At 43.4% G+C, this 20846-nt stretch carries 17 protein-coding genes and 1 pseudogene; 7 read left to right on the top strand and 11 right to left on the bottom strand.

Translation table 11 applies throughout. The features are described 5' to 3' along the window. Window positions 1-13 precede the first annotated feature (13 nt). From H6G03_RS12295 to H6G03_RS12260, 8 genes are all read right to left on the bottom strand, one after another. Complete coding sequence (locus H6G03_RS12295; protein ID WP_190464664.1) at window positions 14-1141, bottom strand: hypothetical protein; 1128 nt, start codon at window positions 1139-1141, stop codon at window positions 14-16. Between the two features lie 15 nt (window positions 1142-1156). Further along, the gene (locus H6G03_RS12290) at window positions 1157-3499 is read right to left on the bottom strand and encodes a TrbI/VirB10 family protein (protein ID WP_190464663.1); all 2343 of its coding nucleotides are present in this window, start codon (window positions 3497-3499) and stop codon (window positions 1157-1159) included. Further along, entirely contained in the window at window positions 3499-4290 is a 792-nt protein-coding gene (locus H6G03_RS12285; protein WP_190464662.1) for a hypothetical protein, read from the bottom strand. The genes H6G03_RS12290 and H6G03_RS12285 overlap by 1 nt, the downstream gene beginning before the upstream one ends. Window positions 4291-4346: 56 nt before the next feature. Continuing rightward, window positions 4347-5456, bottom strand: coding sequence for a hypothetical protein (locus tag H6G03_RS12280; protein WP_190464661.1), 1110 nt, complete (start codon window positions 5454-5456; stop codon window positions 4347-4349). A gap of 22 nt (window positions 5457-5478) precedes the next feature. Next, window positions 5479-6213, bottom strand: a complete 735-nt coding sequence (locus H6G03_RS12275) for a hypothetical protein (RefSeq protein WP_190464660.1) — start codon at window positions 6211-6213, stop codon at window positions 5479-5481. Window positions 6214-6238: 25 nt separating this feature from the next. Then, on the bottom strand, window positions 6239-9046 hold the full coding sequence (locus tag H6G03_RS12270) for a hypothetical protein (RefSeq protein ID WP_199315268.1): 2808 nt from the start codon (window positions 9044-9046) through the stop codon (window positions 6239-6241). Further along, window positions 9046-9456: a hypothetical protein gene (locus tag H6G03_RS12265; RefSeq protein ID WP_190464659.1), complete on the bottom strand. Its 411-nt coding sequence runs from the start codon at window positions 9454-9456 to the stop codon at window positions 9046-9048. Before H6G03_RS12265 ends, H6G03_RS12270 begins: the two co-directional genes overlap by 1 nt. Window positions 9457-9527: 71 nt before the next feature. Beyond that, window positions 9528-10079 (bottom strand): hypothetical protein, encoded by a 552-nt coding sequence (locus H6G03_RS12260; protein ID WP_242060387.1) that lies wholly within the window; start codon window positions 10077-10079, stop codon window positions 9528-9530. A gap of 365 nt (window positions 10080-10444) precedes the next feature. On the opposite strand from H6G03_RS12260, the gene H6G03_RS12255 reads away from it, so the two are divergent. The 5 genes from H6G03_RS12255 to H6G03_RS12235 all read left to right on the top strand — a co-directional run bounded on the left by H6G03_RS12255 (window position 10445) and on the right by H6G03_RS12235 (window position 15342). Next, entirely contained in the window at window positions 10445-10696 is a 252-nt protein-coding gene (locus tag H6G03_RS12255) for a hypothetical protein (RefSeq protein ID WP_190464657.1), read from the top strand. Window positions 10697-10759: 63 nt separating this feature from the next. Continuing rightward, a complete protein-coding gene (locus tag H6G03_RS12250; protein ID WP_190464656.1) occupies window positions 10760-12463 on the top strand; it encodes an AAA family ATPase in 1704 nt (567 codons plus the stop codon). 25 nt (window positions 12464-12488) lie between these two features. Next, entirely contained in the window at window positions 12489-12968 is a 480-nt protein-coding gene (locus tag H6G03_RS12245; protein ID WP_190464655.1) for a DUF192 domain-containing protein, read from the top strand. Between the two features lie 432 nt (window positions 12969-13400). Continuing rightward, the gene (locus tag H6G03_RS12240) at window positions 13401-14363 is read left to right on the top strand and encodes a hypothetical protein (RefSeq protein WP_190464654.1); all 963 of its coding nucleotides are present in this window, start codon (window positions 13401-13403) and stop codon (window positions 14361-14363) included. 139 nt (window positions 14364-14502) lie between these two features. Further along, window positions 14503-15342: a hypothetical protein gene (locus tag H6G03_RS12235; protein WP_190464653.1), complete on the top strand. Its 840-nt coding sequence runs from the start codon at window positions 14503-14505 to the stop codon at window positions 15340-15342. A 227-nt stretch (window positions 15343-15569) separates the two neighbouring features. Here H6G03_RS12235 and H6G03_RS12230 read toward each other — a convergent pair whose 3' ends face one another. Further along, window positions 15570-16235, bottom strand: coding sequence for a DUF6753 family protein (locus tag H6G03_RS12230; protein WP_190464652.1), 666 nt, complete (start codon window positions 16233-16235; stop codon window positions 15570-15572). After that, window positions 16232-17188 (bottom strand): hypothetical protein, encoded by a 957-nt coding sequence (locus tag H6G03_RS12225; protein ID WP_190464651.1) that lies wholly within the window; start codon window positions 17186-17188, stop codon window positions 16232-16234. The genes H6G03_RS12230 and H6G03_RS12225 overlap by 4 nt, the downstream gene beginning before the upstream one ends. A gap of 334 nt (window positions 17189-17522) precedes the next feature. On the opposite strand from H6G03_RS12225, the gene H6G03_RS12220 reads away from it, so the two are divergent. Then, window positions 17523-18299: a hypothetical protein gene (locus H6G03_RS12220; RefSeq protein WP_190464650.1), complete on the top strand. Its 777-nt coding sequence runs from the start codon at window positions 17523-17525 to the stop codon at window positions 18297-18299. Window positions 18300-18440: 141 nt separating this feature from the next. On the opposite strand, the gene H6G03_RS12215 is transcribed toward H6G03_RS12220, so the two are convergent. Further along, window positions 18441-18734 carry a hypothetical protein gene (locus H6G03_RS12215; protein ID WP_190464649.1) on the bottom strand — a complete coding sequence of 98 codons (294 nt, stop codon included), beginning with the start codon at window positions 18732-18734 and terminating at the stop codon, window positions 18441-18443. 16 nt (window positions 18735-18750) lie between these two features. Here H6G03_RS12215 and H6G03_RS12210 point away from each other — a divergent pair. Further along, window positions 18751-20846, top strand: a pseudogene (locus H6G03_RS12210) (hypothetical protein); the annotation flags it as partial.

Raw genomic sequence — 20846 nt, 5'->3', positions numbered from 1 at the left:
CTTCCCCTCCCACTCAATAGGCAGCTGGCACAAAAGGTGGAGTCGTCATGCCAGCAGTGCCGCTACGGTAAGGCGTCACTGCTGGCGGCACCAACCTTGGAGTTTGATAAACAGGCGCGATGTTAACCGGAGAATAAACCGGGACTTGTTGAGGTGCTTGATAAACCGGAGAATAAACCGGAACCTGCTGAGGCGCTTGATAAACTGGAACAGAGACGGGTATCGATCGCCTGCGGCTTGTAGGAGGAACAGCTGGTAATGGTTGTCGATACGCAGCATCTCTCTCCGAATAAACAGGTGCAGACGGCACGATAGGAGATCTGTCCAAACCGTCACCCGACCCCAAATCTCGCAGACGCGAAACTATTCTTTCGTTCAACCCAGAAAGTCCCATTGCCATTTGCAACGGTGTACCCGCCTTCAGCCGCAACAAAAAGTCGTTAATTCGATACCAAAGGCCAGAACGATATTGCAAAAGCCCTTGCGCCAAAGCAACTTGCATCCCAGTTGTAAGTGTCTCGTAGCTAACAGAAGAAACTTCGGAAGTACCCGCAGAATTATTAGCCACATTAACAACATTCGCGACGTTTGCAACAGCACGTCCTTGATCGGATACAATTTCGATAACGCTATAACGTGGAACGCCGCTTCCTTTAGCTACGCGAAAAGTGTAAACGCTTCGATTGCCCGATCGCGAACCGGAACTAGCATCTCTGGTAACAACTGTCAATGTGGTATCTGGAGTAGAATGCAGCCCTGGAAAATTCAAATCCACAATCCGACGCAAGTGTACTACTTGAGCGCCTGGGCTATCGCATTTTCTACCTGAGTGCTGAGATGACAAACAACCATCCACATCTAAAGTGGCATATTGCGGATTATCCAACCAAATCTTTTCAATAATCTCCCCAGTAGGAATAAAGCTGATATTTACACCGTGACCTGGCACTAGGACAACAGTGGGAGGTTTCGCCCTATTTCCGAGTGCAACGGATCGATCGATTTGAAGTAAGGCTACCTGATGCCCTTGCCTGACTGGGGCAGCTTGAACATCCTGGTGAAAAACACCCACAAACCCAAAAGTTAAAGGTACTGTCAGTAGCAGAGAATTGCAAAATTTAGCCTTGTGTGAAAATTGCATGGCTTTACACCTTAACTAAAATTGGAACGATTGATTAACAAAAATCTGAACTTCTTTACCGGCGGATACATACCAAATGTTGGGGCGTTGACGCATTTCTTGCATTGCCATAGCATTCCGCTGCATAATGGACTCCAAAACTGGAGCGAATCCGCCAGACAATACAGCACCCAAAACATTTGGACTATTGCGCTCGATGCTGCGACGACCCAAACCAAAACCAAAACCGGAATTATATTCATAAGACTCGCTGCGAGGCTGATTTAATACTCGGCCTACATTGCTAAGCGCACCAAAGAGAAAAGCATTAGCATCCTGCGAGAAAATTTCCCGGCTTTTGTCATCCCATTTTTTAGCAATTAATGGTTTGCCGCCATCTCCCCGAATACCGATCGCTCCGGGGGGTAAACGGTATTCTCTTCCATCAGAAAACACCACAGATTCAGCGATAGCATCAACCCATCCATTTGGTGCAACTGAAGCAACTGTAAATACAATCAAAGTGCCGGGATTAACAATCGGTTGTCCGTAGGCATTGAGTAGGGGGGATGTTAGCTGAACTGCAAACCTTTGAGCATTGGGGTTAGAAGGATTATTAGCGTACTTATTAGTGTTGGCGGTAGTGACTCCTGAAGGATTGAGGACTGGTGTAATTAACTTGCCGCTGGCGCTGGTTCCTACTTGGAGGTATTGACCGCTGAGAGCGGGAGAATTATCGCGCAGTGATAATGGTGGTTGCTGTGGAACTCTGCCCATCAGTACATCTTCTTCGGCATCTACCGCTTGCATACCTGAGTTGGCTGCGACTAAATCGGGGGATTGGTTGGTTTGAGCTACTGTTGATGCAGAACCATTCAGTAGCAAGCTTTCTTCAGGGTTGATGGCGGCTACTTCGGGTTGGGGTTGAGCTGCTGGCGATCGAGAACCATTCAGTAGTAGGCTTTCTTCAGCCGCGTCGTTGCTAGTACCTTGGTTTGTATAAGGCGCAGGCGGGTCGGCAATAACTCTTACAGCTTTGGGAAGCGCGATAGAGCTTCGTTCCGCTGCCGCGATCGCAACTTGTTCCCCTGGCGAGTACGCCCCCGGCGCTGCTGGCGGCATAACCGTATAAGGGTAAGCACTAACAGGTACTGGGGAAACGCCGATTTGTCCCGGCATAGCTGGTTCTGCCTGCTGAGAGGGGACAGGTACAGCAGCAACTTCTTGGCTGTCGTCCCCAGGAACATCTGCCTGTCCGTAGCTACCCACACTAGCTAGTGCCTGCCATTGTGCGAACGGATCGGGCTGTGGTGATGCCTCTGTTGCACGAGTAGGTCTGGGAGTAGGAGCGATCGTCGGTTCCTTTGGCTGTACCGCTGGAGGTCTAGGAGTAGGAGTAGGAGCGATCGTTGGTGCTGGTGCTGGCGATTGCGCTGAGCGCAGCGGCGGAGCCGATCGCACAATCTGCCGAGCTGGTCGATCGAGTGCAACGGGTACAGGTGCTGGCCTATTGGTGGCAATCGGCACTTGTCTGACAGGTGCTGGCTGCGGTACTGGAACTGGCACCGGAACTCTTTTCACCACTTCTCTGACGATGACTCTGGGCGCGGGAGAAGGTGTGTTATTTGCTGGTGGGCTTACAACAGGTTTGGCAGTACGGGTGGGCGTTGGTGTTGAAGTTTGAGCTTGATTTGGAGAAGTATTTGTCGCCGTGGGAGCCAAACTTGGACTTGGTGTTGCAGTCGGTGTTGGAGTTAGGTTAGAAGGGCTTTTAGCACGATTGAGTGCCGCTAATTGTTCGGCTTGGGTGCCAAGAGCGATTTCAGTCTTGAGTTTTCCCGTTTCATTTTCAGCTGGTGTCGGCGCTGGAGTTAGTGCTGGGGTCGGAGTGGGAGTGGGTGGTGCTTGCGCGACTTTCCCGCGATTGAAAACGTTATTGAGAAAAAGTCCCGCGCCTACAAAAACGACCATTGCGCCCATCCCGACTAAACCACCCTTAGTCCAAGGGCTATTAGAAAAAGTGCGTTCGGTTTTAGACTGGTTTGGATCGTCTGGATCGAACTCAAATAACTCATCGCGAGAAACAATGTTATTCGTTGCGTCTTTTTCTGCTCCAGGCGAGTCTGATTTTTTAGCTGAGCGCGGTTCACCATCCTCTTCAAAATTAACTAATTCCGCTAATCTTTTCCGATCCCAAACCGTGGCAGCTTCATCTCCATTTCGATCGCTAGAAGATGGTCGCTCTAAAGATTCTGGGGAACGGCTAGAGCGCTCTGGTAATCCTAGAGACGTTCGCTCGGAAGCTGAACTACTTTCACTTGCACGTATATGATCTGGATCGAAAGAAGCAAATTCAGAATAATCCTTGGGGTCTGTCATTATAAATCCTCCTTGGTTAAATCGCGGATTGCATAGATTTCTAATCCACTTTGTCGCACAGAATAAACTTTAGAACCTAAATCTGATAGTGTTTCAGTCGGGGCTTTGGGCGCTTCCACAGCTTGAACGTAAATCTCTTTATTAAAGGGAATTACATCCCCTAAATTGCTGGTTTTGTCCATTACCATCAAGTTCGCCACCATTTTGACTTTCCACTTTCCCTCACCAATTTGGGTAGGCGGTTGAATTTCCAGAGGAACTAAAGTAACTTGAACTGAGCGGTTAAAGACTCCCGCCGGAGTAATTTGAGCTAGCTTAGTGAGAAATTCTTTCCGAAAATCTTCAGACAAAGCGAAACTCGCTTGCCATGCTGCTGTGGTAACGCGATTTCTGTTATCTATTTTTACGCCAGGGTCGGGCTTGGGATTGGCAGCTTCTTCTACAGTTGTAGCTGCTAAAGTTCCAGACCAATTCATCATTAATGTGAAGATATCAGCGACAAATTGGCTAATAACTTTTGGGGTTCTTTCTTTAGAGCCAAGGGGCGCTACTGCTATGGTTTTACCTGTTTCTAATTGCACTAAAGTCGGTGGTGCTTTTCGAGCTAAACTGGAATAAGCACCGTAGAGGAGAATTACTCCTAAAAGGTTGATCATATGTAAACCCAGCGTGACAACAGCAAAAAGTGCTAAAGTATCACTTGTTGTAAAGCGCTTTTCTTGTCTTTCTAGAAAGCGCAAACGTTTGGTTGTCGCTGATTCTTCCGTGTAAGGAGTTTGAGGAGAAGCCATAAACAATTCAAAATTATTTCAAAATTCAAAAAATGGGGCGATTCAACTATTATGTTTTAGCGACCGAGTATTTTAGAAAATACAAAGCCAGTAACTTGTCCAAGCGCATTAGCGCCCCGGCGCACGTCTTTACCGCCTGCAAGTAAACCGTGCCGAATCACAGTTTGTAAGGCATCGAAAACGGCTTTTCCTGCACCTGCTGCTAACGCCAGTGACAGTATTGGTGCTAGTAGGCCGACGGCGAAAGCAAAAATCATGGGGTCGTTGTCGCCTGCATTTACAACTAAAGTGGCGACCAATCCCGTCACAATATTTAAACAAAGTTTGACTAATCCAACTGAATAAAACCCAATCAGCCAAGCAAAGATAGCTTTTTGGCCGACGGGAAGTAGAGTACCGCCAACTGCTAGAGGGCCAAGCAAAGCTGTTAGCACCCAAGTGATTTCAACCAACCATTGAAAGGCCATACCGAAAGCAATCAGCAATCCTCTAGCTGACATGACGAGCGTGTTTTGAATGCCCGATTGCAAAGTATTAACCAAATTTTGTCCTTGCTGTAAAGGATTGAGAGAATCTAAAAAATTTTGATACGACCGGGAAGGGTTAGGTGGGGCAGAAGCTTTGGCTTGTTCCACTGCGTTATTCACGCAATCTTGCTGTTGGAGCGGGTCTGCTTTGGTAGCGCATTGAGCTAAAATACCACGCGCTAAATCTTCCGAACCGATTTCTAACATCACCTTTTGATAAGCTTCTTGCAGGCTAATGCTAGAGGCTGTTTGAGTTAAGATTGTTTGATTGACTTGGTTGATTAATGACCGCATACCTTTCGTTGAATCTGATAAAAGTGAGGCATTATTCGCGAGCAAACAGATAACTAAAATAGGCCACATTAGTTCGGAGAAACTGCGGACTTCCTCTCCATCAATCAAATCTTTAGCCCACTGCACCATGAAAATCAGTAAGGTGCCTACTGCAAACAAAATACCGAGATTGGCGAGGGCGGTGTATAAGCCGCCACTCAGCACGTCATCCCAAAGCCGATCGAGCGATTCGCTGATAAATTGAGAACCTTGTGCAGATTGATTGATAATTTGAGAAGCTTGGTCTTGCACAGCCCCAAATAAGAGCGAATTTTTCCATAAAAAACTTCGGGATAACATTTCCATCTTCAGGTTCACCTAAAATGAATTAGAACAATCTGGCTCTTGAAAAAATACGTAAGTTGCCAAAACCCGTGCTAACTCGCTCGCTATCTGCGGCTTGGTTTTGACCGTCGATACCACGAGAAATATTTGTTAGGTTGACATTAGCTAGTTCTTGACGTTGGGCATCTTGTGCCATATCCTGCCGCATAGAACCAAGAACACCGCTGATTTCTGCATTTTGGGCAGCGATCCGTTTCATGACATTCTGAGTAACTACATCTGACTGAGCGATTTGTGCTTGCTGCTGCACCGTTTCTACTGCTTGTTTGGTAATTTGCAATTGTTCTTGAGTTCGTTGCTGTCCTTCTTGACTGAGTGTTGCAGATGCAGTTGCTCTGGTAATTTGGCGATCGATCTCGTTTGTTGCTCTTTCTTGTGAATTAATCGGTTCAGCAGAATTTGATAAAGTTTCTTCGACACTTTTTCGAGTCGCTATAGGGTCGGGTATTCCCAAAACGCCTTTAGCTTGCCCAAGTGCATTTTGTAAATCGGCATTAATCGACTCTTCTAACGGTTGAATTTTGTCATTTATTGCTTGGCTAATGTACCGTTGAGCTTCTTCAAAATACTGGAGAAACTGGTTCAACAAACCATTGAAAAAGTCTCCCCCACCCATCGGTATAGTAACAGCACGACTAGGAGCAGCAGAAGCAATCAAAAGCATCGCAGCTAAACCTAAAACCATAGCGGATTTTTTGAAGTGTTTGTTGTGTTCCATATTTACTCCTTCTTGATTTTCAATTTCAAGCACTCTTATTTAGAGCGACAAGTTGTTTGCTAAACTCTTTGATGGCGATGAATTTATCGCTGTATTTTTGGAAAGCGATCGCACGCGCCGCCTGTTCTTCAGGATTGTTAGCAACTGCTGCTAATAACTCGGCGGATGGATAGTAGCGGCAGTACGTGTAAATGCCGTTATCGTCTAACAACCATTGCGAATACATTCCGCTTCGGCGCGGAAAAAAGCTTTCTGTGGAATTTTTGTAAATGATTTCAGGTGGATATTTGAGAATATTTACAAAGCGATCTGCTGCTGTTGGTTGAATTCTTCCAATTAGTCGAGTGGACAGGTTTTGAAATATCTTTGCACCACTGGGAGAGGTAGCGATCGTATCTGGATCTTGAGCGGATAAAATAACACGGATACCCGATTTAGCTCCGTTAGCACATAATCTTCCAACTAAAGCGGCGATACTGTCATATTCAAACAAAATTGGCGATTCATCAATGAAGAAAATACTCGCTTTTGATGCCAAAGCACGCCGTAAAGCTGCCGAATAAGCACTCAAAGAAAGGATGGCTGCATCTTCATCGTTGGAAAGGTTTCTGAGGGCGAAAACAAGCAACCTTGCGTTACTTCTAAAAGTCGAAGGAAGTGCGATCGCTCTACCCACTCGCGAAGTCAGCCAAAACCGCAAGCGCAGTTTGATTAATTGCAGCGCCGCCGGAATATCGCCAGCCAGTGAATCCAAGCGCAGCCGTTCCGTAGAACAGTAGCTCAGAAAATCGCTTAAAGTGGGCATCTGTTGCCATTCTTCCGAGCCAAAGCCATTAGTGAATGCAGTTGCATAGCGATCGCGAATTTGCCAGTCGCTAAAGAAAGCATCCAAAGCTAAAGTCAAAATCGATCGTACAGTGTCCAGAATGGCAGTATCTCTCATCCCGCTGGTGCGTTTTCCACCTATCACCATTGCCATCAATGCGGAAGTTAAAAAGTCTTTGTAATCTTCAAATCGCTCTTTTTGAAGTTGTGGCGATAGGGTACTTAAATCCGGTAATTCAAATAAATTTGAAGATTCTTTGCCAATATCGAAATAAGCGCCATCTTCACCCATAAACCGAGTATAGTCTGTGAACGTACTACTACCATCTGGTTTGGGATAGTCCATTGCTACTACTGGCATTCCCCGCGCTAAAGCTTGGGTTAAAATGCCTGCTGCCATCACCGATTTCCCGGAGCGAGTTGTACCGAAAAGACCTAAATTTTTGTGTTGATTGTATAAGTCGATAAAAACAGGCGTTCCTCCCTCTCCTGCGATTAATTCAAACCCAGCTTTATCACCACTTCGGGTGCGGACTAAAGGCATCAATCCCACAACTTCGCTGTTAAGATAAAGTCGGCGACGATTGAAAGGAGTAGTCATCAGACGTTCCCAACAAATTGGAAACGTTTGCAGCCAAATTTTCCAAGGATATTCAGTTTCTCTAATCACCCAAGCTGGGCGAAGAAATAAAGATTGCAAGTGACGACACGCTTCGTCTAATTTTTCCCTAGTCGGACGGTAAACTAAGAAAACAACAGCAGTATGGATACCAACTGCGCCGCGATAGAGTTCAGCTTGAGCGGCAACTGCATCTTCAATTTTTAATAATGAACCGACATCTACAGAACTTTTTTCAGTTGCCAGTTCAGCGCTAACTGTAGACTGTTTGGTAATGCGTTGCATATTGCTTTTTACCAACCCATCGTTAGCTCTCATCAACTGACAATAAATTTCTGTATCGTACACTTCATCGCGTGCCATCACCTTCCATAAATAGGACATTTGGGCATATTTATCTGTCCAACCTCCCGGTTTATCTTGAAAGGTTAAAGCTCCGATGTATTTATTTTTGATATGCGTCCAACGGCGATCGGCAACGGGAACAGAAGATTCAGATTCCATTAATAAAGTTGTGGGATGCACATCTGAATATTGATTTTCTCTCAAGCCGTTTTCGTCTAAAACTAACAACTGAGGAATTGGGGGTGGTGGAGTATCGTTAAATCTCGACCACAAATGCGACCACATTTCTTGGGCGGTAAAAGGGCGAATCTCTAAACCCATTTTGTTAGCAAGTAATTGCTCCCAGCGTTGGAAACCATCGGTGAAAGACGCATAAAGTAACTTTTCTACTCGAAAAAAGCGGAGTTCGTGAATTTCTCCAGTGAACTTTTTCCATGACTTTTCAATAAAAGCTAAAGCTTTTTCAATATGGTCGGTTGTTCCTACGGTTTCCGGTTCTATGGTATAGGTTCCATACAAACGAAGGAATTTAGGTTTTCGGATTCCTTGACGAGTTAGCTGCCGTATTCGTGCTTTTTCACTCAAAACTAAGTATTGCAATTCTGGATTTGGTGCGGTTTCTACTATTGTTTCTAGTTCGGCTTGTCGGAAGCTGTCTGTGGTGAAAGAACCTAGATGAATAGTTAACCTTTCGTCAAAAGGTAAATCTTTTAATCCAGATTCGATCGCATCAAATATCGGGTCAATTTCCTCATCTCTTAAGGTTGAGTGAACACCTTGGCACTCAAATCCAAACTGAATCATGAAACTGTCTTCACCTTTTTTGAGTACGTAGGCTCCCATTGGGCGATCGAATAAATTAATTTCTAGCAAGCTAGCTAGTTGGAAAGCATCTTCAAGGGGAGTTACCCGAATCTTGCCAAAGCCATTATCGACTTCACGCTTACCGATTTTTGGTTTATTTTTACGTCTTTTTTTCTGAGAGTGCTTAATCTCTGAACTTTTAGGTGAATCTTTAGCTTGAAAAAAGTTTAGTATCCCCATTATTTTCTTCCTCGCGTTGCTTTGAAGCTTTTTCTTTGAGAGTGTTGTAATTCCATCAAAATTTGTCTATGAGAAGTTTTGGATTGATTGACTTCCCTGTTTTCCAGAAGTGGCTGATATAAAGCAAACCCTCTCGTCCAATTAGGAACTGAAACGAATTTAGATAACCACCGCCAAGCACCATTTGCTGTAAGTATCCACCAGGTAGCGCATCCCCACCCAGCTGCTAATCCTGTCCACAACCAAGACAGTCCAAATACGGTTTTACAGATGTAGTAGCTGACTAAACATATCCCTGCCCAAGGAGCAACCTGATCGCCGGGGAATGGCCCCAACTTTGGAGTTTTTCCCAAAGTTGGGTTAACTGGTCTAAATGTGCTAGCAGGTGGAAAAGAGCGCGAATTTGGCATATTTTCCCGATTGAAAACTCTGGAAATAGTGACGTACCTGCAAACAAATTGGAATCGCGCTTACGCCTTTCTTAAGGTGTGCCGCCACCGCCACCTGTTCCTTGACCAGTAATTAAGGTGGCAAGGATATCTCCTAATGTCACGACAACCAGAATAATGAGGGGGGTTCTGGCCAAATTTTGCCAGTCTTCGTCGTTCCTGGCTGCTGCAATTACCCTGACTAAGGATATTGCTAAATACAAAACGAAAATGGCTCGAAGGGTGTTAAATACCAGTGCATATATATCAGTGCCTCCAGCACCACCTGCACCACCCGCGCCACCTTGACCGCCTATCGGGAAAGATTGACGTAGCCATTGTTCTGTATTGACAAAGAATTGAGCGTGAGCGGGAGCAGCACTTAAGGTGAGGAACCAGATTGTAGCCATAACTAAAAACAATACGGCTCCCATTCTTATGTGTCCTCTACTAACTCCACGAGCTATTTTTGTCAAAAATTTGTTAAACTCATGCCGCCAAATTAATGCGGCAGAACCGAACAAAAATAACACGAACAAAATCAAGTTTGAGAAGGTAAATCCTATGAGTAAATCCACAAACAGTAATCCTGAAGCTGCGTGCATAAGTAACTCGATAGGAATTTGGTTGAGCGCGAGTTCGGTATTGAACCCTCTAGTTTTATTGGGGAGAAAGTTTGGTAATGGCATAAGAAAAGTTCAAAACTCTTATTTATTATTAGTACATTAGCTGCTACTTTAATTAAACCGTTCATTGGGTAGAATCTCATCATTTATCATTTTAATGCTATAGTCTTGGGTTAACTAAGACCGGAGTTATATTTGCTAACCAAGGGCGGTCGATCAAAATTAATACCCTAGAAATAAATAGACTATGACTGAGGTAGTAGACTATTTTATCTGTGGATAACGGCCAAAGAAAGCGTTTATAATCAAATGAGAAAATACTTTGATTGTCAAGGGCTAATAACATGAATACGCCACCACCGGAAACCGGAAAAAGAGGTAGGTTGCAACTGGCTCAAGAGTTCCTGGGGTGGTTGCTGACAGTATTATTGGCTGTGATGGGTGGATTTCAAATACTTAGCGGACAATGGCAAGACGGAGGAGTATTGCTTGCCATCTCTGCTATCACTTACCCACTCAATCGCCTACCTGACTGGATAAGACTCTTGCTTAGTATACCCGCAGGCATTTATTTGTTCTCAGTCACTTTGGATTAAGTCGGCTATTTCTAACCTTAGAAAGAGGTCAGTGCTAGTAGTTTTTTATAAGGAAGGATGCAGATGCAGTGGAAAGATATCGACTTATTACTGGAAGAATTCAGGATTATTTCCATCCAAAGCCTATTAATTGAGAGGCTGGAAACCATTAGTTTTATCGCCAATTTTGGCGTGCAGCGACAGTTGCCTGTTTATATCTGGAATTTTGGGCAACAAGCATTCTGGGAAATCCGATTTAGTACAGCGTCTATGGATTTCTCCGATCGCGGCGATAGCTGGGAAGCTGTCTTTCCCGCACAAGCTTTAAGCTTTGTGCAACGCTATGCTGGGTCGGCGATTTTCATCGTTGAAAATCTTCAGTCGCTAATGGCTGTGTCGCTTGACGCTGATGCGGCAACAAAATCAAGTGCTTTGCGCTTGCGATCGATGCTGATAAACTTACTTGGTGAATGGAAGGCCAAGGTCAAGACTAACCAAAAAGAATCCGTCCCCTACCTGATCCTACTTGGGACGGATGCAACAGAATTACCCTTGGATTTAGCTTCCGCGATACCCGAATTGTGGAAACCCTTGCCGGATATCCAAGAGATTGGCATCCATATAGATGCACTCATGCAATCTCCTGTGGGTGCGGGTAAATTCTGCGATCGCCTTCGGCAGTGCGCTCCGCGCGATCGCAATTCCTTAATTTTAGCCGCGACCGGATTGAGTAGAGAAGAAATTACTACGGGTTTAACGTTAGGATTAAAACACTCACAAGCGACAGGAAACGAAGAAGCAACAGTTATTAACTATCTGCTGGAGTATAAAAAAGAGCGACTCAAGCGCACTTTGGATTTAGATTTCATTGCACAGCCCAACGTTAAAGGATTTGGTGGCTTAGATCGGTTGCGAAATATGTTCGAGCAGGTCAAAAATCGATATACTGATGCGGCAAGAAACTGCGGCTTACCCCTACCTAAAGGTTGCTTGCTGGTTGGGCCTCCCGGAACTGGGAAATCCAGAGCCGTGAAAGCTTGTGCCGATCAATTAGGATTTCCATTGTGCATTTTAGATGTGGGTATTATTGTCGCCAGAGGTGTTGGTTATCTACGGGAAATAATTAGGCGCTTAGAAGCTTTGGCTCCTGTAGTTGTAGGCTTTGATGAATTTGATAAATTGTTCGATACCGAGCGAGTTTCTTCTGGTGAAGCCACTTCAAATCGGCAAATATTAGGAACATTGCTGACTTGGTTGCAGGAAAAAACCAGTTATACTTACGTAATTGCAACTTTAAACCGTTTTAATTCTTTACCTCCAGAGCTGACTCGCGAAGGGCGCTTCGATCGCAGGGTTTACGTTGGTTTTCCTCAGCATATCGAGCGTAAAGAAATCATTCAATTACACGCACAGCGTTTCGATCGGCGTTATCAGCAGGGTGATGGGCCGTTAACTGAAGCTGAATGGAGACAACTGCTTAACCTCACCCAAAACTTTACGCCAGCGGAGTTAGAGCAGATGGTCATTAAAGCGGCTAACGCAGTCTTTCAGTCTCATTATTCTATGACGCTTCCAGGCAAATGCGATCGCATTTCTATCCAATTATCACTCCCAGATTTTCTGGCACAAAGAGATACCATTTTTACTTTGTTTTCTGCCAGAACTGATGAGATATTGGCAATGGAAAACCAAGCTAAATATATTTGCGAACCAGCCAGTTCTCCTGATAATTCAGTGTTCGCACCACCACTGATTAGTTATTGGGGTCAGCGGTTGGAGCGAAATTAAAACGAGCGGGAACTAAGTTAAAACTATGCGTAATAAAAGTTTAACGGATCGGATCGCAGATACTTTTGGCTGGAGCATTGGGATTAGTTTGCTTGCCATGATGTTGGCGGGAGTAGCTGCTAATTACACTCGCCCTACAGTGCAAATAATGCTAGGTGGTACAAAGTTTACGCTCGAAGTTGCTAATACTCCAGCAACTCAATCGAGAGGGTTAATGAAAAGAACCGCAAGGCAGTTAAAAACAGGAGGTATGATTTTCCCTGTAGAGCCGAGGCGGAACGTAGCAGTTTGGATGAAAGATATGCTGGTGCCTCTTGACTTAGTGTTTATACGTCAAGGTAAAATTGTCAAAATTATGCACCAAGTTCCTCCCTGCCAAGCTGATTTTTCTTGTTCTCCTATTGCGTCGCCCGTTCAGGTTGATGCAGTAATTGAACTGTTGGGTGGAACAGCCCAAAACCTTGGTCTAAAAGAAGGGATGAAACTTGATTTACCGATTAATTAGAAAATCTTAAGTAATAGTTTTACTTGAATAATTAGGTGCAGGTACATCAATTTTTAATTACTATTTTGTTCATAAATATTATCCTTTAGGCTGTATTATTACAACTCTATATCTATATAGTAAATAAAAACTTTTCTTGAAATACTTGCAGCTACTTAACTCATTCCGGGACTTTCAAATAAGATCTTTGTCCCTACAGACTAAACTTATAAATCTAAAGGCATAAAAGGAATCTAACTTAAGGCAGATCTGGTATTTAGTTTGGGAAAGCCAAAATATTTGTCATATATAGCTAGGCACTAGGGGCTCTCTTGCTGGGGGCGAGCGTTGAGGGAAGAGGAAAAAGCTTGACGAAGTAAGGGATTATGGACTAAAGGTAACAGTTGGAGTTGCCTTAATCGCCCTGGCGGTTGCTATAAAACAAAAAAAACCGTGGGATTAGTAATTCCCTTTGTTTTTCCCTTTTCAGATGACATATGCCTAGATTCAGCACTGGCAAGAATACCAAAAAAGACCCGTCTACTGGTGTTTAAAATCCTTGAATTAATCAGAAACCTTTGTTCTATGCAAGGAAACTCAGTTTTGTATGCAACCTCCGGGATTTTGAGAGGCAGCGGGAGCAGCTGGCGGATTTACTATACTTTGATAGACAACGAGCCTGCGATCTTAATTGCCAGAGACACCATTGCGAAAATGTTTGGAGTTTCTGCAATGGCGGTACAAAAATTCATCATTAACTACAATTTTCCTACTTTTGAGGTTACCTTACAGCCTGCTAATAAAAGGAAATTAAGGACTCTTACCCTCTTGTCTACGGCGGTATCCTACTGGAAATACCTCTCCAAAAGAAGGAAATTGTCTCATTTACCAACCCGTACTGATGCACGCTGGCAAAAATTCATGGCTGATTGTGAAAATCTCAAATATGCAGAGGTTCTTCCAGAGCCAGAAGCAGTTCAAGATTCTGATTATCTCTGTACGCCTGACTATGATTTTGAAGAAAATATCTCTGAAGAAGGTGTTTTATTTGACTGCTTCTTTGAATCCATTGGAATGCTTTCTGTAGTGGTAGATCGGCAGGGCAAATATTGGATTACACCACAATCTGGTTTGTCTGTAATCGATGCTTCAACAGAATGGCTAGATAAGGAAATGAAGCGTTCCGCCAAGAAAAACCGCGTTTTACGACAACGGGGGTTTTCCGGAAAGTATTCTCAACATCTTTACAAAGCAGAGCGCGGCAATTTCTGTCGCGTCACTACTCTATCTTTTGAAGATTGGCTAACTATTTGGGCTTACTTCGCTCTCCAAAAAAATCAGAAAGCTCTAGCTTTGTTAAAACTGCTTGCACAAAAATCTTTGGCCGAGCTTTTGAAGGATAAAAGGCTTAATTAGGCTGTTGACTGTTGGGGTTAAAACGAATTGCACTCGCGTTAAGCTCCCTGCAATGTGGGCGATGTGGGAGATAGGGAAGAAAATTTATTCCTCATTTTCGTTACCCGCCTCAGCTTTTTCTCATGTAATTTTTGGAAACATGAATATTATCTCTATGCACAGACTAGCTAAATTCATCCCCCTGTTACGCCGTGGCGTGTGGCGTTCTTTAAACATTGAATTAAATGCTTACCAACTACCGGATGAAAACTTTGTCTTCACCTTTCGACAAATAGCGAATCCGGTTGGTTTACCCAGCCAGTCAGTATTGCAGTTCCTAGAAAAAACAGAAACTGCTGATTCTGTTTTTGAAGCTTATTTACCTAACTATCTCCTAGCTAGTGTCTGCACTTTAAGAACTGCGGCTCAGTACTGGCAATATTTAGTAACACAAACTGAGCCGACAAAAAAAGCCAAAAACCAACCCAGACAGTTATGGTCTGCTGCTGAATACTATCTCAACTCACAGGCTAATGGTTGTGATTACCTAGCTTTATCAGACCCAAGTTCAGAACCTGGTTACGTGAAAGTTATTAATATCTTTCACGTAAAGTTACTAGATTATACTGATAGCTCTTTGCAGGTTTTAGCTGGCAAACATACCGAAGGAGAAACCTTGTATTTAATCGAAGTTGCTTCTTTTTTGGAGCTAATTGGCTTTGAATCTGATTGGTTAGCACGCCCTGCGAGTCCCGTTCGTCGTACCCTTTATGCGTATGGCCTGACGAGGGAGCCTCTAGCCTGCTATCTGGAGAATGGAGCGGAGGTATTAACTTTCACTTTGTCAGATTGCTTAGCAATTTGCGAATATTTAATCCTCAAGAAAGGTAATTCTAGGGCGGCGGACTTTTTGATAGCGCTTGGCCGAATCCCTCTAGAGGCTAGATGTCAGGTTATACGCACTCCTAAGCGATCGCACTTGTCAATTCGACAAGTCTGAATTTATAAACATTTGCAGCGAAAAAAGCCCTTGCATGAACAAAGGCCAAATTTTTAGGGCGATCGCCTTCCGACCAAAGACTGCGACAAAGATGCTTATTATCAAGCTGTTTATCGAAAGGGCGATCCCAACGTAGAAATGCGTTTGCGATCGTGGCGTCCGAAACTTAAAAATTGGCATGCTGGAAACGAATACCATCAAGCACCGCATCCGAGAAGTTGACCGATTTAGTTTGGCTTCTTTATCCAAAGCAAACAAAAACCTGATTTTTTTGTTACCCCGTTAAAAGTTAGTGTCAATCCTAAACGCCGAACATCCCTTTCGCAGGAATTTAAATATTGCGAATTTAGTTCCAGAATCTCTCTGGCTTTTCTTCCTGACTTTGATTCCGCCCATCGTAGTGTCGCGGCTCGCTCGGCGGTTATTCGCATATTTTCTACATAACCGCCTTGCAGGAAAGGAGAAATTGTCATCCCTAGAAAAAACCCCAGCCCCAGTATTCCTGCAAGGCAACCAGATGCCAGGGCTATAGTACTCCAAGGTTGTAAGCTTTCTTTCTTCTTCGCTTCCTCGCGTGCCTCCCGAATTACGGCTAAAGCTGCATCTGCGATCGCCTTTTTCTGCCGTGCAATCAGTACCCGCTCGGACAACTCCAACGATTGTTTCAATTCGGCAGAACCCTCTTTGAACATACGTTCTAGGGTGTCAGGTGTCTCAGATAGCAGTAATTGCAACTGCCCCAATAAAATGGGAAAGATTATCCCCGGATCGTCAGGTTGGAGATCGGTTAAAGCTACATAATCCCAAACCCTTTGTTGGAAATCTTCTGATTTATCTTTTAACAATCGTTTGAGTAATGGAAAATCCTCCGGTTTTTTTACAAATGGGGTCATGGCAGCACTCCCGTTTCTGCAAATACAGTTACCGCATCTGTTATAAAGTTATACAGTCGGCTTCGTTCCCATACAGGCCAAATTTTTCTCCCGTTGCCGTTCGTACTAGCCGATAAAGCTTCCCTAAATGAAATTCCCTCTGCGTTCAATTTATCCCGTTCTCTCTTGGCGAGGCGGGGAAATTCTATTTGAATAATTGGTAAGATCTTGTGACCAGTTTCATCTACATCTTTGATATTTTTATCTTTTTTAGCTATTTCCGGTTTTTCAATAATTGCCTGATTCTTTGTAGCTTTAGGTAGCCGAATAATCTTCTGAGTGAGGTGTTTCAAATTTTGGTCATTATCGATATTATCCCAATTGCTTGCTATGCCATTATTTCGGACTAAAATATGTTGGATATGTCCTCCGTAGTGCCACAAAGAATTTAAAAATAAATCGATGCTTTCTTTAAATCCATTCGTGACAAACCAATAGTTGATTTGAATTTCTACATCCTTCTCTTCTGCGGGTAACTGTATCAGAGGTAACACAGTACGATCGAGCCACGCACGGATGTTTGTATCTGCCTGAGCAGGGAGATTAACTAAAACTGGTAATTTTTTAGCAGCTGCCCAGTTCAGAATTTCGTCCGCCGCGTCTTCGCGATCGGTATTATCGCTTAATTCTAAGCGGTGCGCTGCTTCTACTTCATTTTTTTGATACATATTCCACACATCGGGATTGGTGCGATCGCAATCCACCACAATCACTTGTTTTCCCTTTTTCTGATAGTAGTAAACGATTGCTTTTCCCACCGTCGATTTCCCTATTCCACCAATTTCACCCCCACTAATATGTACGACAATTTGTTCTTTCTCTACTGCAGGGAGCAGAATTTCCGGCTGATTACTATTTTCTTCTAAACTTGCTTGATTCTCAAGGTCTTCGCTGCCTTTAATTTCGATTGACATAGCTTTTGTCTCCTGCTTAGTTTTTGAACTTGACTTGCGAGGCATAGTGGTTGCAATAGCTCTGGATATAATTTTCAGGCTTTATTTATTTATGTCACTTTTCCCCAAATAAAACCTTGCCCCTTTGGTAGGGAGGTAAAAAAGTCTAAGCGTTTTGCTTTATAACAAAAGATAGAGACTAACTCTGTCTTTGCTATTAAATTGGCCTTTTTCTGGATAGCTAAGGTTACTTTCTTTGGTTAGATGCCCCTGGCCACATATGGCGCGAATATATGTAAAGGTAAAGACGCCTGGTTGGGTGAAAAATTAGCCGCTCGTATATAAAGGAGTCACAATGGTTACTTCGTCCAAAAAGTCAACTAATTTGCAGCAAATTGCCGAACAGTTTAAGCGAAATCAGCACGTAACAAGTAAGATCGATCTGACTGGGGAAGCGGTATACATTACCGTTGCTCAGTTGAAGGCGATCGAGAAAAACTTGTCAGTTTTACCGGATGAATGTGCCTTGATTCGTATTACTGGAGCGACTACTGAAGAAGGGGAACAGAGATATTACAGCAATACTTTAACTGTCTACCTCGATGACGATAGTAAAATTGGGGTTTTTGATACTCAATTTCAAGCAATTGAAGGTTTTAAGTTCATCAAATACGAAACTGGTTATGAAGGGTATCAGGATATCCTCATAGAAGATACCGAGTTGAGAATTGATTTATCTCGTTCATCTGCTTATAACGAAGATTTGCGGTTACCGGAAAAAGAACGGAAAATTGGGATTAAAAAAGGGGTAGGTGCGCCTATTCCTAAATTGTTAGCATCGGTGCCGCATCCCACCGTTCCTTTGCGCGATTTAGAAGATGGCCTGGTTTACAAAGTATTAAAGAAAACAGGGAAAAGTACTCAGTATGAGCGCTTGCGGTGGCGTTACTTAATCCAAGAGCCAAATGGGGAGGAATTTGAGGTTTATGGTAACAGCGATTTGGATACTTTAGTAGAACAAAGAGGTTGTCCCTGTGAGTTTCAAATAATTGATAGGGTTCCTTATAAGGAAGGGCAGATCATCAAACTCGCTGCCCCGGAGGTAGCTTCGTTTGCCGAGCTAATAATTTGATGTTTTTCCACGCAAATATGGCTTTGGTATTTATCCTGCAATGGGCGCATAGCGTTACTGTCGCCGAGATTAATAATTGCCAGAGCCATTTGTCTATTAAGACAGTAAAAATAAAGCGACCTTTACAGGCCGCTTTTAAAATTAAAAATCATCTGGAGCATTGGGGTCGAGATACACATACTCAACCAATTCAGGCTCAGTTTCCTCATCATCTCCTAGCAAATCATAACCACCGCTGAGATAGTCATAATAATCTTCAGCATCCATATCTAAAGGCAACTCATCCAGCGGAGTGCCATTACGCAAAGCTGACGCCTGCCGAACAATTTGGTCATCAGAATACCCCTGAATAACCAAACCCTCAACATAATCCTCACCCAGCTTCTCATCCAAAGCAAACTCCCTATCAAACCGTACCAAAAAATTTGAATTCATAACACTACTTACCACCATGACACTACAATTTAAACACTTCGATACCAGATTAAACCAATGGATAGAAAATCCATCAGACCCCAGTGGTATTTTAACAGAAGAACTCCAAAATACCCTACTAGAAGCATTCTTCCCAGACGCAAAAAACGACTTCTCATTTGGTCACATCGATGAAAACAGTGCGCCAGAAGACTTATATAACCATCCAGAAAACCACGTCTTACTACTATCTAGTGGCGGTCGATTAGTTTATGGCCCCCAAAAATACTTAGAAACAATACAAGCCATTTGTCCAGACCAAAAAGACCGGGGTGCTTATGGCAGCATCTTCATCGGCGCTTGCCAAAACGCAGTAAAGCATCCTGTCAATATTCTCATTGTAGACGATATTACAGGAGAAAACGGAGACATACTTCCTAACGACATAGCTTGGCGATTAGTAGGAGACTGTCACGGCAAAATATCACCAGAACTAGCAACAGAACTCAGTGGCACTGTATCCAACGTAATTCAACATCGACTAGGATGTTTTGGCGGAGAACTAGACCGTCGCTTTGGAAAAGGAACCGTAGCACCATTCCGCCTCAATGAACTACCAATAAAAGAAAAATTAAACACCACTATAGATCTAATCTTACCCACATCATCATTCAAAGGTGGAGACAAAAAAAATAACCCCATTCGACCAGGGCTCTACACCGACCAAATGGTCTTTATAGGTGAAAAAGACCGTTCCCAACCTTCCTTAGTAGCAATTTCCCAAACACTAGACTGTGCGCCATTTGGCATTAAAGACTTCCTCCGCCAAATCGAACAAGAAGCTTTGGAATTAGCATCCATTCAAAAAGACCCCAGAAAAGTAGCACAACGGTACTGTGAAGCCTACGAAAAATTTCAAAAAAACCGACAACTTCAAATCGAAGAAAATCCCGAACAAAACGACATTTCAGAAACCGAAACAGCCTCACAACAAGACCCCATAATGTACCGTCTAATTAAAGCCGACCTAGAAGGTCACTGTCAACTACTATCATCCCAAAAAGTAGTTGACGAACTAGAACGATTCATGCAAAACCAATGGCGAGACTTATCTTTAGGAAAAACTCTAAAATTCAACCGAGCCATGATAATACCAAGTAAAGATTTAATCAATGGCGAAATATGTGATATGAGATTTCCAGAAGGCGAAGAAATCTTAAACTTTCGCTCACCATACCTCAACTCCAACGGGATGTGCATTTCAAAAAATAAATACGTTCCCGACGCACTAGACCCCAATGGTAAACCCCTCCTTGGCGTTGTAGTAGTCAATGACGAAACGAGAGAACGTATCGCTCAAAGAATTGCAGCATTGCAAGACAAAGGTATCCAAACCGATGAAATTGTGCCAGCAGAAACAGAATCAGAACGGCAAGGAAGAGACTTTGATGGTGATACAATAGGCACAGAAACAGCAACTAAATATCCAAAGTTCACTCAAGAAGTTAAAAGACGAAACCTGCCAGAAAACGCCTACTCACCCATCAAAAAAGAAGAAAAAGCATCATTTCCCCCAGATAAACCCTTTGAAGAAATTGCTATCTTCATGTCAGATGGAATTTCTGTAGGCGTAATTAACAACCATGCCACAGCCATAGAAGCTTTAGAATCAGAAATAGACCTCCTACAAGAATACGGAAATCTCTCCCAAAAAGTCGAGTATGTAAAAACAGTAGGTGAACACTACAACCAACTGATTTCTCAAGAGAATAATCAGCGTAATCCTATTCCTATTAAATCTCAATACCGAGACTATATTGTTCAATTTGCCCAGATAGCTAATCAAACAGAATTAACCCCAGAACTGATTAATCAAGCACTGCTCCTGAATCGCCAAATGTACCACGACATGATTGGCGAAGCAGGATATCAAAATCAAATTGCCGTTGATATTTTCAAAAGTAACCGTGCCCCCGACTTAGATGTGGTTAAGGAAAATTCCCGACTTCTGCATCGAAATGTCGAGTACATTAAATCCAAAAAACAACATGATGTTTTTCGAGAATCAGGGATTTCTACTAACGGCTTAAGTCCCAGAGAACTAATGATACAGCTTGTGAATGAAATCTATGA

It is taken from the genome of Aerosakkonema funiforme FACHB-1375 (genome assembly GCF_014696265.1).
Classification (GTDB): domain Bacteria; phylum Cyanobacteriota; class Cyanobacteriia; order Cyanobacteriales; family Aerosakkonemataceae; genus Aerosakkonema; species Aerosakkonema funiforme_A.
This window is presented reverse-complemented; position numbering and strand designations above follow the sequence as displayed.

Excerpts from the sequence above, each read along its gene's own strand:
- H6G03_RS12295 (WP_190464664.1), bottom strand. The coding sequence starts at position 1,141 with ATGCAATTTTCACACAAGGCTAAATTTTGCAATTCTCTGCTACTGACA.
- H6G03_RS12290 (WP_190464663.1), bottom strand. The coding sequence starts at position 3,499 with ATGACAGACCCCAAGGATTATTCTGAATTTGCTTCTTTCGATCCAGAT.
- H6G03_RS12285 (WP_190464662.1), bottom strand. The coding sequence starts at position 4,290 with ATGGCTTCTCCTCAAACTCCTTACACGGAAGAATCAGCGACAACCAAA.
- H6G03_RS12280 (WP_190464661.1), bottom strand. The coding sequence starts at position 5,456 with ATGGAAATGTTATCCCGAAGTTTTTTATGGAAAAATTCGCTCTTATTT.
- H6G03_RS12275 (WP_190464660.1), bottom strand. The coding sequence starts at position 6,213 with ATGGAACACAACAAACACTTCAAAAAATCCGCTATGGTTTTAGGTTTA.
- H6G03_RS12270 (WP_199315268.1), bottom strand. The coding sequence starts at position 9,046 with ATGGGGATACTAAACTTTTTTCAAGCTAAAGATTCACCTAAAAGTTCA.
- H6G03_RS12265 (WP_190464659.1), bottom strand. The coding sequence starts at position 9,456 with ATGCCAAATTCGCGCTCTTTTCCACCTGCTAGCACATTTAGACCAGTT.
- H6G03_RS12260 (WP_242060387.1), bottom strand. The coding sequence starts at position 10,079 with ATGCACGCAGCTTCAGGATTACTGTTTGTGGATTTACTCATAGGATTT.
- H6G03_RS12255 (WP_190464657.1), top strand. The coding sequence starts at position 10,445 with ATGAATACGCCACCACCGGAAACCGGAAAAAGAGGTAGGTTGCAACTG.
- H6G03_RS12250 (WP_190464656.1), top strand. The coding sequence starts at position 10,760 with ATGCAGTGGAAAGATATCGACTTATTACTGGAAGAATTCAGGATTATT.
- H6G03_RS12245 (WP_190464655.1), top strand. The coding sequence starts at position 12,489 with ATGCGTAATAAAAGTTTAACGGATCGGATCGCAGATACTTTTGGCTGG.
- H6G03_RS12235 (WP_190464653.1), top strand. The coding sequence starts at position 14,503 with ATGAATATTATCTCTATGCACAGACTAGCTAAATTCATCCCCCTGTTA.
- H6G03_RS12230 (WP_190464652.1), bottom strand. The coding sequence starts at position 16,235 with ATGACCCCATTTGTAAAAAAACCGGAGGATTTTCCATTACTCAAACGA.
- H6G03_RS12225 (WP_190464651.1), bottom strand. The coding sequence starts at position 17,188 with ATGTCAATCGAAATTAAAGGCAGCGAAGACCTTGAGAATCAAGCAAGT.
- H6G03_RS12220 (WP_190464650.1), top strand. The coding sequence starts at position 17,523 with ATGGTTACTTCGTCCAAAAAGTCAACTAATTTGCAGCAAATTGCCGAA.
- H6G03_RS12215 (WP_190464649.1), bottom strand. The coding sequence starts at position 18,734 with ATGAATTCAAATTTTTTGGTACGGTTTGATAGGGAGTTTGCTTTGGAT.